We start from the raw sequence: 12,833 nt of genomic DNA on the forward strand, positions 1-12,833 counted from the left end.
GATGGCTGACACAGTCCTGCGCCTGTCGGGCATCACCAAGCGCTTCGGCGCGCTGGTGGCCAACGACAACATCTCGCTCGAGCTGGCACGCGGCGAGGTGCTCGCCCTGCTGGGCGAAAACGGGGCCGGCAAGAGCACGCTGGTGTCCATCCTCTTCGGGCACTACCTGGCCGATGCCGGCCACATCGAGGCCTTCGGCCAGCCGCTGCCGCCGGGGGCGCCCAAGGCGGCGCTGGCGGCCGGCATCGGCATGGTGCACCAGCACTTCACGCTGGCCGACAACCTCAGCGTGCTCGACAACGTGCTGCTGGGCACCGAGCCGCTGTGGCAGCCCTGGTCGCGCGCGCGGGCCATGCGGGAGCGGCTGCTGGCCACGGCGCAGCGCTTCGGCCTGAAGGTGGACCCGGACGCCCGCGTGGGCGATCTTTCGGTGGGCGAGCGCCAGCGTGTCGAGATCCTCAAGGCCCTGGTGCGCGGCGCCCGCATCCTCATCCTGGACGAGCCCACCGCCGTGCTCACGCCGCAGGAAAGCGAGTCGCTGTTCGCCACCCTGCGCCAGCTCGTGGCCGAGGGCCTGTCCATCGTCTTCATCAGCCACAAGCTCGACGAGGTACTGCGGGTGTCCGACCGCATCGCCGTGCTGCGTGGCGGCCGCCTCGTGGCCACGCGCGAGGCGGCACAGGCCACGCGCGCCGAGCTGGCCGAGCTGATGGTGGGCCGGGTGGTGACCCTGCCCGAGCGGGCGCGGCGTAACGTGGGCCCCGAGGTGCTGCGCCTCGATGCCGTGGAGGTGCGCGATGCCCGCGGCCGCACGCTGCTGAGAGAACTCGACCTCACCGTGCACAGCGGCGAGGTGGTGGGCATCGCGGGCGTGTCGGGCAACGGCCAGGCGGCCCTGGCCGACCTGCTGTGCGGCCTGCTCAGTGCCCATCGCGGCCAGGTGGCCTTGTCGGGCCGCGTGATGCGCGCCCGGGCGCGCGACTGGGTCGATGCCGGCGTGGCCCGCGTGCCCGAAGACCGCCATGCCGTGGGTGCGGTGGGCGACCTGCCCTTGTGGGAAAACGCCGTGGCCGAACGCCTGCACCAGCCCGGCTTCTCGCGCCACGGCCTCGTGCGCGAGCAGGCCGCGCGGGCCTACACCACCGAGTTGCTGCGCCGCTTCGACGTGCGCGGCGGCGGCCCCGAGGTGCCGGCGCGCCGGCTCTCGGGCGGCAACCTGCAAAAGCTCATCCTCGGCCGGGCCCTGGGCGTGCGCGGCCAGGCGGCGCCCGTGCTGGTGGTGGCCAACCAGCCCACCTGGGGCCTCGACGTTGGAGCCGTGGCCTATGTGCACCAATGCCTGCTCGATGCCGCGGCGCAGGGCGCGGCCGTGCTGCTCATCTCCGAAGACCTGGACGAACTCTTTGCGCTGGCCGACCGCATCGGCGTGATGACCCACGGTCGTTTGGTTGCACCTCGCCCCACCGAGGATTGGGACCTGCGTGCCATCGGCCTGGCGATGGCGGGGACGACGGAAGCAGGCACGACCGACGAGGGCGCCCATGCGGCTTGAAGCGCGCGTCGAGCTGTCGCGCGCCTGGCTCATCGGCGCCCCCTTTGCGGCCATCGCGTTCACGCTGCTGGCCTGTGCGGGCCTCGTGGCCTGGGCGGGCGCGCCCGTGGGGCTGGCCTATGTGCGCCTCTTCGAAGGCGCCTGGGGCTCGCGCTTTGCGCTCACCGAAACCCTCACCCGCGCCACGCCGCTCATCCTCACCGGCCTGGCCGTGGCGGTGGCCTTCCGTGCGCGGCTGTTCAACATCGGCGCCGAAGGCCAGCTCTACCTGGGTGCCCTGGCGGCCGTGGCCATCGGTGGCGACCATGCCGGGGGCGCGCTGGGCCTGCCGCTGCCGCTGCTCTTTGCCACGATGATGCTGGCCGGCGCCGTGGCGGGGGCCTTGCTGCTGCTGGGCCCCGCCTGGCTGAAGATGCGCCTGGGCGTGGACGAGGTGGTCACCACGCTGCTGCTCAACTTCATCGCGCTGCTCTTCGTGTCGATGATGCTCGACGGCCCCATGAAAGACCCGCTGGCCCTGGGCTGGCCGCAAAGCGTGGCCCTGCTGCCCGAGCTGGAATTCTCCCGCCTGATCGAACGCACCCGCGTGCACTCCGGCCTGCTGCTGGCGCTGGGCCTGGCCGTGGCGGTGTGGGCGCTGCAGCGCTACACACGCTTTGGCCTGTCGATGCGGGCGGTGGGCGCCAACGCCCGCGCGGCGGCCTTTGCGGGCCTGCCTGTCACGCGCGTGGTGCTGGGCACGGCGCTGCTGTCGGGGGCGCTGGCGGGCCTGGCCGGCGTGGGCGAGGTGGCAGGGCGTGCGGGCTACCTCACGCTCGACATGTCGCCCGGCTACGGCTACTCGGGCATCGTGATCGCCATGCTCGCCGGGCTGCACCCGCTGGGCGTGGTGCTCTCGGCGTTTTTCGTGGCCAGCGTGCTCGTGGGCGCCGACAGCATGAGCCGCGCGATGGCCGTGCCCACCTACCTGGCCGACGTCATCGTCGCCGTGTCGCTGGTGTCCATGCTGGTGGCCGCGCTCTTTGCACGCTACCGCATCCGGTGGGGAAGGGCATGAGCGACCTCCTCGACATCCTCACCTCGGCGCCGTTCTGGATCGCCACCCTGCGCGTGGCCACGCCGCTCATCCTCGGCACCATGGGCGTGCTGCTGTGCGAACGCGCGGGCGTGCTCAACCTGGGCATCGAAGGCATCATGGTGGCCGGCGCCTTCGTGGGCTGGCTGGCGGTGTACCAGGGGGCCTCGCTGTGGGGCGGCGTGGCCGCGGCGGGCCTGGCCGGCATGGTGTTCGGCGCGCTGCATGCCTTCCTCACGGTGAACCTGGCACTGTCGCAGCACGTGTCGGGCCTGGGCGTGACGATGCTGGCCACCAGCCTGGCCTACTACGCCTACCGCGTGAGCTTCCCCACCGTGTCCACCCCGCCCACCATCACGCCCTTTGCGCCGCTGGCGGGGCTGCAGGGGGTGCCGATCCTCGGCCCCGTGCTGGCCGCGCAGACCGCCTTCACGCTGCTGGCCCTGGGGCTGGTGCCGCTGGTGGCCTATGCGCTGTACCGCACGCCCCTGGGCCTGGCCGTGCGCATGGTGGGCGAAAACCCGCAGGCCGCCGAAGGGCAGGGCATCCGCGTGGGGGCGGTGCGCTTTGGGGCGGTGGTGGTGGGCTCGGGCCTGATGGGGCTGGCGGGGGCCTTCCTCACGCTGTCGGCCTTCAATTCCTTCTTCCTCAACATGATCAACGGCCGCGGCTGGATCTGCGTGGCGCTGGTGGTGTTTGCCTCCTGGCGTCCGGGCAAGGCCCTGCTGGGCGCCGTGCTCTTTGCCGCCTTCGATGCGCTGCAACTGCGTCTGCAGCAAGGGGGCGGGGGCGGCCTGCCGTATCAGCTGTACCTGATGCTGCCCTACGCGCTGTCCATCCTGGCCCTGGTGATCATGGCGCGGCGCGCGGCCTATCCTCAGGCCCTGATGAAGCCCTACCGCAAGGGAGAACGCTGACCATGCTCGACCTCGTCATCCGCCACTGCAGCCTGCCCGACGGCCGCCGCGGGCAGGACATCGGCATCCAGGCCGGCCACATCGTGGCCGTGCAGCCCGCGCTGGCGGCCAGCGCCCCACAAGAAATCGATGCTGCCGGCCAGCTCGTCTCGCCGCCCTTCGTCGATGCCCATTTCCACATGGACTCCACGCTCAGCTACGGCCTGCCACGCGTGAACCAGTCGGGCACCTTGCTCGAAGGCATCGCGCTGTGGGGCGAGCTCAAGCCCCAGCTCACGCAGGAGGCCATCGTCGAACGCGCGCTGGCCTACTGCGACTGGGCCGTGGCCCGCGGGCTGCTGGCCATCCGCTCGCACGTGGACGTGTGCGACCCCCGCCTGCTGGCCGTGGAAGCCCTGCTGCACGTGAAGCAGCGCGTGAAGCCCTACCTCGACCTGCAGCTCGTCGCCTTCCCGCAAGACGGCGTGCTGCGCTCACCCGGCGCGCTGGCCCAGCTCGAACGGGCGCTCGACATGGGCGTGGACGTGGTGGGCGGCATCCCCCACTTCGAGCGCACCATGGCCGACGGGGCTGAATCCGTGCGCCTGCTGTGCGAGATCGCGGCCAAGCGTGGCCTGCGTGTGGACATGCACTGCGACGAAACCGACGACCCGATGAGCCGCCACATCGAGACCCTGGCCTACCACGCCCAGCGCCTGGGCCTGCACGGCCGTGTCACCGGCTCGCACCTCACGTCCATGCATTCCATGGACAACTACTACGTCTCCAAGCTCATCCCGCTCATTGCCGAAGCGGGCGTGTCCGCCGTGGCCAACCCGCTCATCAACATCACCCTGCAAGGCCGCCACGACACCTACCCCAAGCGCCGCGGCATGACCCGCGTGCCCGAGCTGCTCGCCGCCGGCGTGCCCGTGGCCTTCGGCCACGACTGCGTGATGGACCCCTGGTACGGCCTGGGCAGCGCCGACATGCTCGACGTGGCCCACATGGGCCTGCACGTGGCGCAGATGACCAGCCAGGCGGCCATGCGCCAATGCTTCGAGGCCATCACCACCACCCCAGCCCAGATCCTCGGCCTCGACGCCTACGGCCTCGCCCCCGGCTGCCGCGCCGACCTCGTGCTGCTCCAAGCCCACGACCCCGTCGAAGCCATCCGCCTGCGCGCCACACGGCTGGCGGTCATCCGCCACGGCGAGGTGATCGCGCGCACCCCGGCGGCCACGGCGAGCCTGAACCTGCCGGGGCGGCCGGCGGGGGTGGATTTCAGGCGGGGGTAGTGGAGGCCAGGGCACCTGCCGTAGCCTAAGCAGCAGCTTTCGCGAGGCCCTCGTCGGTGAAGGCGACACTCTTCGTCCGACTCACGGGGTCAGAGATGAGTCTCTTCTCGTGAAGGCGCGCCATCGCGTTCCAGTCGAAACACTCCAGGCGCGTTGGCCGTCATGCAGGCCGAGGTACAGCAGCGCGAGGGTCGCGTCGTCGATTCGGTCGGTGTCCAGCGTAGAAGTGAGCGGACTGGGCGGCTTTTCGCGCAGGTCCGGTGGAACGATGGGTTGGGACTATGCTGAACGTAGCCACCGAACGGCCCCGATGGATTTGAACTTGGAGATACCCAAAGCTCCCCGTTCGTTTCGTGACTTGGAACCCGGCGCCATGAGAGCAGCAATTACGGCCTGACGCGGTGCCTCGTAAATGGCGGTGGCCTCCAAGTTCCCGTCGAGAAGAACAAGCAGGACAGCATCGAATTCCTTTCGTATGTCGATGGAGCCCATGCGCTGGCCGGGCTTGCTGCCTTCGAGCACACACCTACCTTTGATTTGAAGTCGAACGGTTTGACCATCACGAGTTTCGATTGCGTCATAGCCAGCTTGTCTCGCGGGAGTGAGTTCAACGCCAAGAATGCGAGCAGCTTCATACTCCGCAACCTCTCCGGTGATGCCCAATGGCTTGCCAGTATGGGCACGGTATCGCCGTGCGAGAGTCTTCGCCTCAGCCAATATTTCGAGTACCGTATCAGCGCTCATTGATAGGCCCAGACAAGATGGCTTCGCGAACTCGGGTAGCCCGCCCCCTGTGACGCCGTAGGTTGCGAGCACGAGGCCTGTAGAGCGACACCAATGCACCCGGCGGACGGGCTGCCGGGGCGTTGCAAGTTTGCGAGGAGTCGGGCCATGGAGAGCAAATCTAGCATCTTGGTTGTCGCAAATTGGCGCAGCGTTCGCAAGGTGCACTTTGCCTGATCCGCGGGTGGCCCGGCACCCGCCCCTAAGATCACGAGCCCCCAATCCTCACCCCACCTGCATCGGTTGCTTATGGTCCTTCCATGCTTCGAAAAGGAACCGTTTTGGTTATCACGTGGGCTTCGCCATGCCGGTCTCCCTCACCCTGAAGAACATCCCCGACGCCGTGTACGAGCGGCTGAAGGCGGCGGCCGAACTGCACCGCCGCAGCTTGAACAGCGAGGCCATCGTGTGTCTGGAGTCGGTGCTGCTTCCCAGCCGGGTGACGCCGAGCGACCGCCTGGCGCGCGCCCGTGAACTCAGGGCCGGCTTGCCGCCAGGGCAGTTCACGGCCAAGGACATTGATGCGGCCAAGCGGGCGGGGCGCAAGTGATTGTTGTGGACACCAACATCCTGGCCTACCTGTACCTGCCTGGCGAGTTCACGGCCGCCGCTGAGGCCTTGCTCGAGCGAGAACCGGCGTGGGCTGCGCCACCGCTGTGGCGCAGCGAGTTGCGGAACATCCTCTTGGGCTACGTGCGCCGCAGCATGCTGAGTTTCGAACAGGCCTGCAGCCTTCAGGCCGAGGCTGAATCCCTGATGGAGGGATTCGAGTTCGACGTGCATTCGCGCGACGTGATGGCGTTGGCGCGTGAGAGTGATTGTTCTGCCCACGATTGCGAATTCGTCGCGCTGGCGGAACGCTTGGACGCAAGACTGGTGACCATGGACAAGAAGGTGCTCAAGGCCTTTCCGAAGCGCGCTGTTGCCCTGGTGTCATAGCGAAGATTCACCTGTCGCGCGCAGACGGTGCAGTCCCACCTGCCGTTCGGTGGTCTGGCACATGGTCAGGCCTGCGTCAGATGCCTTGCGGCCGCGGCCCATGGCGCAGCGTGACCAGGGTGCCCAGCGCCACGGCCACCATGGCAAAGGCCGGGCCGCCCAGGGCGCCGATGTGGTCCACCAGCAGGCCACCACCGATGGCGCCGCTGGCAATGGCGATCTGGAAGGCGGCCACCAGCAGGCCGCTGGCGCCTTCGGTGTGGTCGGGCGCGGCGCGCACGATCCAGGTCTGGAAGCCCACCGGGAAGGCGCCGAAGGCAAAGCCCCACAGCGCCACGGCCACGGCGGTGGCGGCGGGCGACTGGCCGGCCAGCAGCAAGGTGGCGGCCAGCAGGGCGATGAGCGTGCCGCCGCTGACGATGGCCAGGCGCTCGCTGCGCTCGGCCAGGAAGCCGCCGGCGAAGTTGCCGAAGAAGCCGCCCACGCCGTAGCCCAGCAGCACGGCCGTGATGGCGCCCACCGACAACTGCGTGACCTGCTCCATCAGCGGGCGGATGTAGGTGAAACCTGCAAAGTGGCCCGAGATCACCAGCAGCACCGCCAGCAGGGCCACGCGCACCGCGGGGCGGGTGAGCAGCCGGCCCAGCACGCGCAGGTCGGGGTTGTCGCGCGGCGGCAGGGCGGGCACGGTGAGCAGTTGCGCGGCCAGCGTGAGGAGGCTCACCACGCCGGCGGCCACGAAGGCGCTGCGCCAGCCCCACAGGTCGCCCATCCAGGCGCCGATGGGGGCGGCGCACACGGTGGCCACCGACACGCCGGTGAGGATCACCGCCATCGCCCGTGCAAACAAGCGCTCGGGCACCAGCCGCATCGCCAGCGCCGCGGCCATGGCCCAGAAGCCGCCCAGGGCCACGCCCAGCATCACGCGGGCCACCAGCAACAGCGACAGGCTGTCGGCAGTGGCCGCCATCACGTTTGACGCCACCAGCAACGCGGTGAGCACCAGCAGCACCGTGCGGCGGTCGAAGCGGCGGGTGAGCAGCGGCAGCGTGGGCGCGGCCACGGCCCCCACCAGCGCCGTGGCCGTCACGGCCTGGCCCGCGGCGCCGTCCGAGACACCCAGGTCCGCCGCCATGGGCGTGAGCAGGCTCGCGGGCAGGAATTCGGCCGTCACCAGCCCGAAGACGCCCAGGGCCAGCGAGGCAATGGCGGGCCAGCGGGCGCGGTCGGAAGAGGCAGGAGGGGGAAGGCAAGGGGCGCCGGAGGCAGAGCCCAGGCAGCCGGCAGAGGAGGGAGTGGCAGACACGATGGCAGGGGCAAAGTGGTGGAACGAGCTGGCAGCTTAGGGATAAGATGCCGGCGTTTCCATGCCAAAAAAGCCGAAATGCTTGACGATTCCTCCGAAGAGCTGGCCGCCCCCGACAGCCCCGATCTGCTGACCCAGATCCTCGTGGGCCTGCGCCTGGATGGCCTGGAATACGGCCGCTGCGAACTGCACGCCCCCTGGGCCGTGGCCTTCCCGGCGCAGCGTTTTGCGCGCTTTCACTTCGTGGCCCGCGGTGGCGCCTGGCTGCGCACTGCCACCACCGACTGGAAACGCCTGAACCCCGGCGACGCCGTGCTGCTGCCGCGCGGCAGCTTCCATGTGCTGGCCAGTGCGCCCGAGGTGCCGGCCGTCGACATCCACACCCTGTCGCGCGTGGCCGTGTCCGACAACATCTACCTCGTGGGCGGCCCGCCGAACGCCGCGGCTGCGGCCCCAAGCGATGACGGCCCCTTGCCCGACGTGATGTTCTGCGGCACCCTGCGCTTCAACCTCGACCCGCTGCACCCCCTCGTGGCCATGATGCCCGAGGTGATGCACGCCGGCGACCTGGCCCAGCGCGACCCCACCGTGCCGGCCCTGCTGGAAGCCATGGAGCGCGAAGTGAGCCTGCAGCGCATAGGCGCCTGCGGCATCATGGCCCGCATGGCCGACGTGCTGGCCGCCAGCATCATCCGCGCCTGGGTCGAATGCGGCTGCAACGACCCCACCGGCTGGATCGCCGCCGTGCGCTGCCCCCGCATCGGCAAGGTCATCGCCGCCATCCACGCGAACCCCGAACACGACTGGACCGTGCCCGAACTCGCCCGCCTGATGGGCGCCTCACGCTCCAGCTTTGCCGAGGCCTTCACCCGCACGCTGGGCGAAACCCCGGCCAAGTACGTGGCCAAGGTGAAGATGTTCCAGGCCCGTCGCTGGATCACCCACGACGGCATGCGCATCGCCGTGGCCGCCCACCGCCTGGGCTACGACTCCGAAGCCTCCTTCAGCCGCGCCTTCAAGCGCATCGTGGGGCATGCACCGAGCGTGGGGCGGGGTGGTGCAGGCGGCATCCCGACCAGTCAGCGACCGTCCCTTCCGGAGGGGCGTGAATTGCGCTGACTGACACAGCGACCAACGAGAGCGACCCACGCCAAGACCCTGCGAGCGACGGCCGCGATCCAGGTTGATGAATCTATATCGACGATATACTATAGGTATATCAACGATATAGGGCTGAGCATGGACGCAAGAATGGTTCTCATCACCGGCGGTTCCGGATTCGTCGGGGGACGCCTGATTCAACACATGAAGGCGCTCGGATGGCATGTGCGCGCGCTGGCACGCTCACCGCAGGCAGAGCGGCGCGTGGCTTCCCTTGGCGCCGAGGCCGTCCCGGGGGACCTGGACGACCTGACCGCCTTGAAGCAAGCCGTCCAAGGCTGCGAGGCGGTGCTGCACGTGGCTGCCGTGTTCAAGCTCTGGGGAACGCGGGAGGAGTTCGAGCACGCCAACGTCGATGGCACAAGAAACCTGCTCGCCGCCGCGGCCGCCTCAACGGTGAAGCGGTTCGTCCAGGTTGGCGCAGCGGCTGTCGTGATGGGCGACATGCAGCCCATGCTGGGCGCGACTGAGTCGCTGCCGCGCCAGGAACGCGAGTGGGCGCCCTACAGCGCCTCCAAAGCCCAGGCGGAGACTCTTGTGCTCGCGGCCAACGTCCCCGGCCGGTTCGAGACCATTGTCCTGAGGCCTCCGATGATCTGGGGGCGCGGCATGCCGACACTGGACCACATGATCGACAACGTCCGCGCGGGACAATTCCGCTGGGTCGGTGATGGGTCGCAGGCCATGTCCACGGCCCATGTGGACAACGTATGCCACGCGGCAGCGCTTGCGCTCGTTCGTGGACACGGCGGCGAGGCCTACTTCGTGAGCGACGGCCGCGACGGCACCCTTCGGGAGGTGATTTCGGCGCTGTTGCGTACGCGGGGGGTCGAGCCTCCGAAGACGTCAGCACCGCTCCCCGTCGCCTGGATGCTCGCCCGCGTGATGGAATGGGTGTGGCGCACCTTCCGCCGCGCCGGCGAACCGCCCATCACCCGCCAGATGCTGCGGCTGATCGGACAACCCTTCACGGTGGACATCACCAAGGCCAAGCGCGACCTGGGCTACAGCCCCGTCGTCACCTGGGAGCAGGGTTTGACAGCGATGAGGGCTGCCTGAGCCTGGCAACAACGGCCTCGAACAGCATCTCACTCGTCGCTTCGATCTCGCGCCGCGTGAGGCCTGAGCCCATCAAGGCCAGAACACCGTTGCAGCCCGCCCACACCATTCGTGTGGCCTGCTCGAGGCCGACCTTGAACACACCTCGGTCCACCAGGCGCTGAACGCGCGCCCGCGTCAGTTCGTAGGCAGGGTCTGCGAGCTGCGGCTGGGTACGCAGCTGCTCGGCGTACAGCGCGTACAGCGCCGGTCGCTCGAGTGCGAATTCGACGGTTTGATCCCAACCAGAGCGCAGCAGCAGCATCGGGTCGTCTGTGTCCGGGCGCGCCCGCTTGCGCCCCATGAACTCGGCCAGCCCGCGCCGAACCAGAGCCGCCGCGAGTCCATCCTTGTCGCCGAAGTGATGGTAGAGGGTCGGTGACTTCACCCCAGCTGCCTCGCAGACGGCGCGTGTCGTCAGACCAGCAGGGCCACCACGCTCCAATACCTCGGCAGCGGCACGCAAGATCTCCTCTTCTGTGCCGGAAGTCACCATGTGTTGTCAGCGCGCTGTCGCGTTCAGTGAGGTCAGCTGTCAACTATATCGCCGGTACAACGCCTGAGGACGGCCATGGCATCTCCCCTGGCGGTGCACTCAAGCCTGAATCGCCCCGGGTTTCCTAGACACCCGTGAGCCGCTGGGAATGGCGGTGGTCCTCCCCGCTCCAGCCCAACGCTGCAAAGGCCTCGCTCTCAAGCCAGTCCAGCGACCCAGTTCTCCGTCAGCAGCCCGGGCACCCGCTCGAATTCACTGAGGTTGTTGGTCACCAGGGTCAAGCCTTCGCTGCGGGCGTGGGCCGCGATGTGCAGGTCATTGACGCCGATGGGCCGCCCCGCCTTTTCCAGTGCAAAACGGATGGCGCCATAGTGCGCGGCGGCCTTGGCGGTGTAGGGCAGCACGTCGAGCAGGCTGGCGAATTCCTCCACCACGGCCAGGTTCTGGGCCACCTTGGCACTCTTCTCGGCCCCATGGTAGAGATCGCTCAGTGTGATGGCCGAGATGGCCATGCGGCCGGCGTTTTCGTTGAAGACGCCCATCACCTCGATGGGCCGCCGCTTGATCACGTAGATGACGATGTTCGTGTCGAGAAGGTACTTGAGCATGCCGGCGCCGACGTCAGAAACCTTCGCGTTCGGCCTGCTGCTGGCTCGCCCGCTCGGCCATGAAGTCCTCGGATGCCTGCGGTCCGTTCAGGAAGAACTCGTCCCAGGTGTGCCCCACGGGCGAGATGATGCGGTCCACGCCGCGGGCGCGCACCTGCACCTTCTTCACGCCTTCGGGCAGACGCACGTCCGCAGGCAAGCGCACGGCCTGGGATCGGTTGTTGGTGAAGACGGAGGTGATGCTCATGGCGGAACTGCGGGTGGGATATGGCAACAGTATATGCCATTCCCGAGCCTCCGGCCGGCCCTGGCGCAGTGACCTCAAGCCGCGGCCCGCGCCACCACCGCCACATCTCACCTCGGTGCGCAGCACGAACCCCAGGGTTTCATACCGTGTGACGGCCGCGCGATTGCTGTGCCGGGCGTGCAGGAAGGGCCGTTCGCCGCGGGCTTCGATCTGCGTGGCCACGGCGGTCGAGGGGGTGCATCGCAAGATCCTGCGATCCGGGGGCCGTGAGCGTGTGCCGGCCTGGAGAGGATGGTGCCCGGGGCCGGAATCGAACCGGCACGGTGTTGCCACCGGCAGATTTTGAGTCTGCTGCGTCTACCAGTTTCGCCACCCGGGCGGGGTGCTGGACAGAGGGGGCGATTATGTCACGTGCGGTACGGGCATGGCCGGCCTGCCACAATGACGGCAGGAGAGACCTGCCATGCCCACCTACAAGACCCTGGAAGACGCGATCGGCCGCACGCCGCTGGTGAGACTGCAGCGCCTGCCCGGCGCCGACAACGAGCGTCGCGGCAACGTGATCCTCGGCAAGCTCGAAGGCAACAACCCGGCCGGCTCGGTGAAGGACCGTCCGGCCATCAGCATGATCCGCCGCGCCGAGGAGCGCGGCCAGATCAAGCCGGGCGACACCCTGATCGAGGCCACCTCGGGCAACACCGGCATCGCGCTGGCGATGGCGGCGGCCATCCGCGGCTACCGCATGCTGCTGATCATGCCCGAGGACCTGTCCATCGAGCGGGCGCAGACGATGAAGGCTTTCGGGGCCGAGCTCATCCTCACGCCCAAGGCCGGCGGCATGGAATACGCCCGCGACCTGGCCGAGCAGATGCAGCGCGAAGGCAAAGGCGTGGTGCTCGACCAGTTCGCCAACGCCGACAACCCGCGCATCCACTACGAGACCACCGGCCCCGAACTCTGGGAAGACACCGAGGGCCGCATCACCCACTTCGTGAGCGCCATGGGCACCACCGGCACCATCACCGGCGTGTCGCGCTATCTGAAGGAGAGGAACCCGGCGGTTCGCATCGTCGGCGCCCAGCCCAGCGAGGGCTCGCGCATCCCGGGCATCCGCAAGTGGCCGCAGGAATACCTGCCCAAGATCTACGAGCCTTCGGCGGTGGACGAGCTGGTCTATGTGACCCAGGCCGATGCCGAGGACATGGCCCGGCGCCTGGCGCGCGAGGAAGGCCTGTTCGCCGGCATCTCGGCGGCGGGCGCCTGCTGGGTGGCCCTGCAGATCGCGCAGCGGGTAGAGAATGCCACCATCGCCTTCATCGTGTGCGACCGGGGCGATCGCTACCTCTCCACCGGCGTCTTCCCCGCCTGAGCGGG

Annotated in this window: 15 protein-coding genes and 1 tRNA gene; 9 read left to right on the top strand and 7 right to left on the bottom strand. The window is 68.8% G+C overall.

The genetic code is table 11. The features are described 5' to 3' along the window. Position 1: 1 nt before the first annotated feature. The 4 genes from C1704_RS00860 to C1704_RS00875 are packed head-to-tail and all read left to right on the top strand — an operon-like array spanning position 2 to position 4,821. Positions 2–1,552, top strand: a complete 1,551-nt coding sequence (locus C1704_RS00860) for an ABC transporter ATP-binding protein (protein ID WP_104300044.1) — start codon at positions 2–4, stop codon at positions 1,550–1,552. Next, positions 1,542–2,609, top strand: a complete 1,068-nt coding sequence (locus C1704_RS00865) for an ABC transporter permease (protein ID WP_104300046.1) — start codon at positions 1,542–1,544, stop codon at positions 2,607–2,609. The genes C1704_RS00860 and C1704_RS00865 overlap by 11 nt, the downstream gene beginning before the upstream one ends. Then, entirely contained in the window at positions 2,606–3,544 is a 939-nt protein-coding gene (locus tag C1704_RS00870) for an ABC transporter permease (protein WP_104300048.1), read from the top strand. The genes C1704_RS00865 and C1704_RS00870 overlap by 4 nt, the downstream gene beginning before the upstream one ends. 2 nt (positions 3,545–3,546) lie before the next feature. Continuing rightward, complete coding sequence (locus C1704_RS00875) at positions 3,547–4,821, top strand: amidohydrolase family protein (RefSeq protein WP_104300050.1); 1,275 nt, start codon at positions 3,547–3,549, stop codon at positions 4,819–4,821. A 25-nt stretch (positions 4,822–4,846) separates the two neighbouring features. On the opposite strand, the gene C1704_RS17960 is transcribed toward C1704_RS00875, so the two are convergent. Both C1704_RS17960 and C1704_RS00885 read right to left on the bottom strand, forming a co-directional pair. After that, positions 4,847–4,945: a DUF6429 family protein gene (locus C1704_RS17960; protein ID WP_419186768.1), complete on the bottom strand. Its 99-nt coding sequence runs from the start codon at positions 4,943–4,945 to the stop codon at positions 4,847–4,849. Between the two features lie 155 nt (positions 4,946–5,100). Continuing rightward, positions 5,101–5,565, bottom strand: coding sequence for a DUF6998 domain-containing protein (locus C1704_RS00885; RefSeq protein WP_104300052.1), 465 nt, complete (start codon positions 5,563–5,565; stop codon positions 5,101–5,103). A 343-nt stretch (positions 5,566–5,908) separates the two neighbouring features. On the opposite strand from C1704_RS00885, the gene C1704_RS00890 reads away from it, so the two are divergent. Continuing rightward, the gene (locus C1704_RS00890; protein ID WP_104300349.1) at positions 5,909–6,154 is read left to right on the top strand and encodes a FitA-like ribbon-helix-helix domain-containing protein; all 246 of its coding nucleotides are present in this window, start codon (positions 5,909–5,911) and stop codon (positions 6,152–6,154) included. Positions 6,155–6,159: 5 nt separating this feature from the next. Continuing rightward, on the top strand, positions 6,160–6,543 hold the full coding sequence (locus C1704_RS00895) for a type II toxin-antitoxin system VapC family toxin (protein ID WP_211286779.1): 384 nt from the start codon (positions 6,160–6,162) through the stop codon (positions 6,541–6,543). A 76-nt stretch (positions 6,544–6,619) separates the two neighbouring features. Here the strand turns inward: C1704_RS00895 and C1704_RS00900 are convergent, their stop codons facing one another. Next, the gene (locus tag C1704_RS00900; protein ID WP_245876347.1) at positions 6,620–7,819 is read right to left on the bottom strand and encodes an MFS transporter; all 1,200 of its coding nucleotides are present in this window, start codon (positions 7,817–7,819) and stop codon (positions 6,620–6,622) included. A gap of 108 nt (positions 7,820–7,927) precedes the next feature. Between C1704_RS00900 and C1704_RS00905 the strand changes: the two genes are divergently transcribed. Next, positions 7,928–8,968 carry an AraC family transcriptional regulator gene (locus C1704_RS00905; protein ID WP_104300057.1) on the top strand — a complete coding sequence of 347 codons (1,041 nt, stop codon included), beginning with the start codon at positions 7,928–7,930 and terminating at the stop codon, positions 8,966–8,968. A gap of 132 nt (positions 8,969–9,100) precedes the next feature. Next, complete coding sequence (locus C1704_RS00910; RefSeq protein ID WP_104300059.1) at positions 9,101–10,069, top strand: NAD-dependent epimerase/dehydratase family protein; 969 nt, start codon at positions 9,101–9,103, stop codon at positions 10,067–10,069. Here the strand turns inward: C1704_RS00910 and C1704_RS00915 are convergent. The 4 genes from C1704_RS00915 to C1704_RS00930 form a co-directional block, all read right to left on the bottom strand. After that, positions 10,029–10,604, bottom strand: coding sequence for a TetR/AcrR family transcriptional regulator (locus C1704_RS00915; protein ID WP_104300061.1), 576 nt, complete (start codon positions 10,602–10,604; stop codon positions 10,029–10,031). The two genes, C1704_RS00910 and C1704_RS00915, sit on opposite strands and share 41 nt — an antisense overlap. 197 nt (positions 10,605–10,801) lie before the next feature. Next, complete coding sequence (vapC, locus tag C1704_RS00920; RefSeq protein ID WP_104300063.1) at positions 10,802–11,212, bottom strand: type II toxin-antitoxin system tRNA(fMet)-specific endonuclease VapC; 411 nt, start codon at positions 11,210–11,212, stop codon at positions 10,802–10,804. A gap of 13 nt (positions 11,213–11,225) precedes the next feature. Further along, positions 11,226–11,459, bottom strand: a complete 234-nt coding sequence (gene vapB / locus C1704_RS00925; RefSeq protein ID WP_104300065.1) for a type II toxin-antitoxin system VapB family antitoxin — start codon at positions 11,457–11,459, stop codon at positions 11,226–11,228. Between the two features lie 292 nt (positions 11,460–11,751). Further along, positions 11,752–11,838 (bottom strand) — tRNA-Leu (locus tag C1704_RS00930). Between the two features lie 84 nt (positions 11,839–11,922). Between C1704_RS00930 and cysM the strand changes: the two genes are divergently transcribed. Then, positions 11,923–12,828 (top strand): cysteine synthase CysM, encoded by a 906-nt coding sequence (gene cysM / locus C1704_RS00935; protein WP_104300066.1) that lies wholly within the window; start codon positions 11,923–11,925, stop codon positions 12,826–12,828. Positions 12,829–12,833 lie beyond the last annotated feature (5 nt).

Source organism: Caldimonas caldifontis (genome assembly GCF_002930615.1).
GTDB lineage: Bacteria > Pseudomonadota > Gammaproteobacteria > Burkholderiales > Burkholderiaceae_C > Caldimonas > Caldimonas caldifontis.

What these genes read in the sequence shown, in the direction of transcription:
- C1704_RS00860 (WP_104300044.1), top strand. Translation starts at nt 2, where the DNA reads ATGGCTGACACAGTCCTGCGCCTGTCGGGCATCACCAAGCGCTTCGGC.
- C1704_RS00865 (WP_104300046.1), top strand. Translation starts at nt 1,542, where the DNA reads ATGCGGCTTGAAGCGCGCGTCGAGCTGTCGCGCGCCTGGCTCATCGGC.
- C1704_RS00870 (WP_104300048.1), top strand. Translation starts at nt 2,606, where the DNA reads ATGAGCGACCTCCTCGACATCCTCACCTCGGCGCCGTTCTGGATCGCC.
- C1704_RS00875 (WP_104300050.1), top strand. Translation starts at nt 3,547, where the DNA reads ATGCTCGACCTCGTCATCCGCCACTGCAGCCTGCCCGACGGCCGCCGC.
- C1704_RS17960 (WP_419186768.1), bottom strand. Translation starts at nt 4,945, where the DNA reads ATGGCGCGCCTTCACGAGAAGAGACTCATCTCTGACCCCGTGAGTCGG.
- C1704_RS00885 (WP_104300052.1), bottom strand. Translation starts at nt 5,565, where the DNA reads ATGAGCGCTGATACGGTACTCGAAATATTGGCTGAGGCGAAGACTCTC.
- C1704_RS00890 (WP_104300349.1), top strand. Translation starts at nt 5,909, where the DNA reads ATGCCGGTCTCCCTCACCCTGAAGAACATCCCCGACGCCGTGTACGAG.
- C1704_RS00905 (WP_104300057.1), top strand. Translation starts at nt 7,928, where the DNA reads ATGCTTGACGATTCCTCCGAAGAGCTGGCCGCCCCCGACAGCCCCGAT.
- C1704_RS00910 (WP_104300059.1), top strand. Translation starts at nt 9,101, where the DNA reads ATGGTTCTCATCACCGGCGGTTCCGGATTCGTCGGGGGACGCCTGATT.
- C1704_RS00915 (WP_104300061.1), bottom strand. Translation starts at nt 10,604, where the DNA reads ATGGTGACTTCCGGCACAGAAGAGGAGATCTTGCGTGCCGCTGCCGAG.
- vapC (WP_104300063.1), bottom strand. Translation starts at nt 11,212, where the DNA reads ATGCTCAAGTACCTTCTCGACACGAACATCGTCATCTACGTGATCAAG.
- vapB (WP_104300065.1), bottom strand. Translation starts at nt 11,459, where the DNA reads ATGAGCATCACCTCCGTCTTCACCAACAACCGATCCCAGGCCGTGCGC.
- cysM (WP_104300066.1), top strand. Translation starts at nt 11,923, where the DNA reads ATGCCCACCTACAAGACCCTGGAAGACGCGATCGGCCGCACGCCGCTG.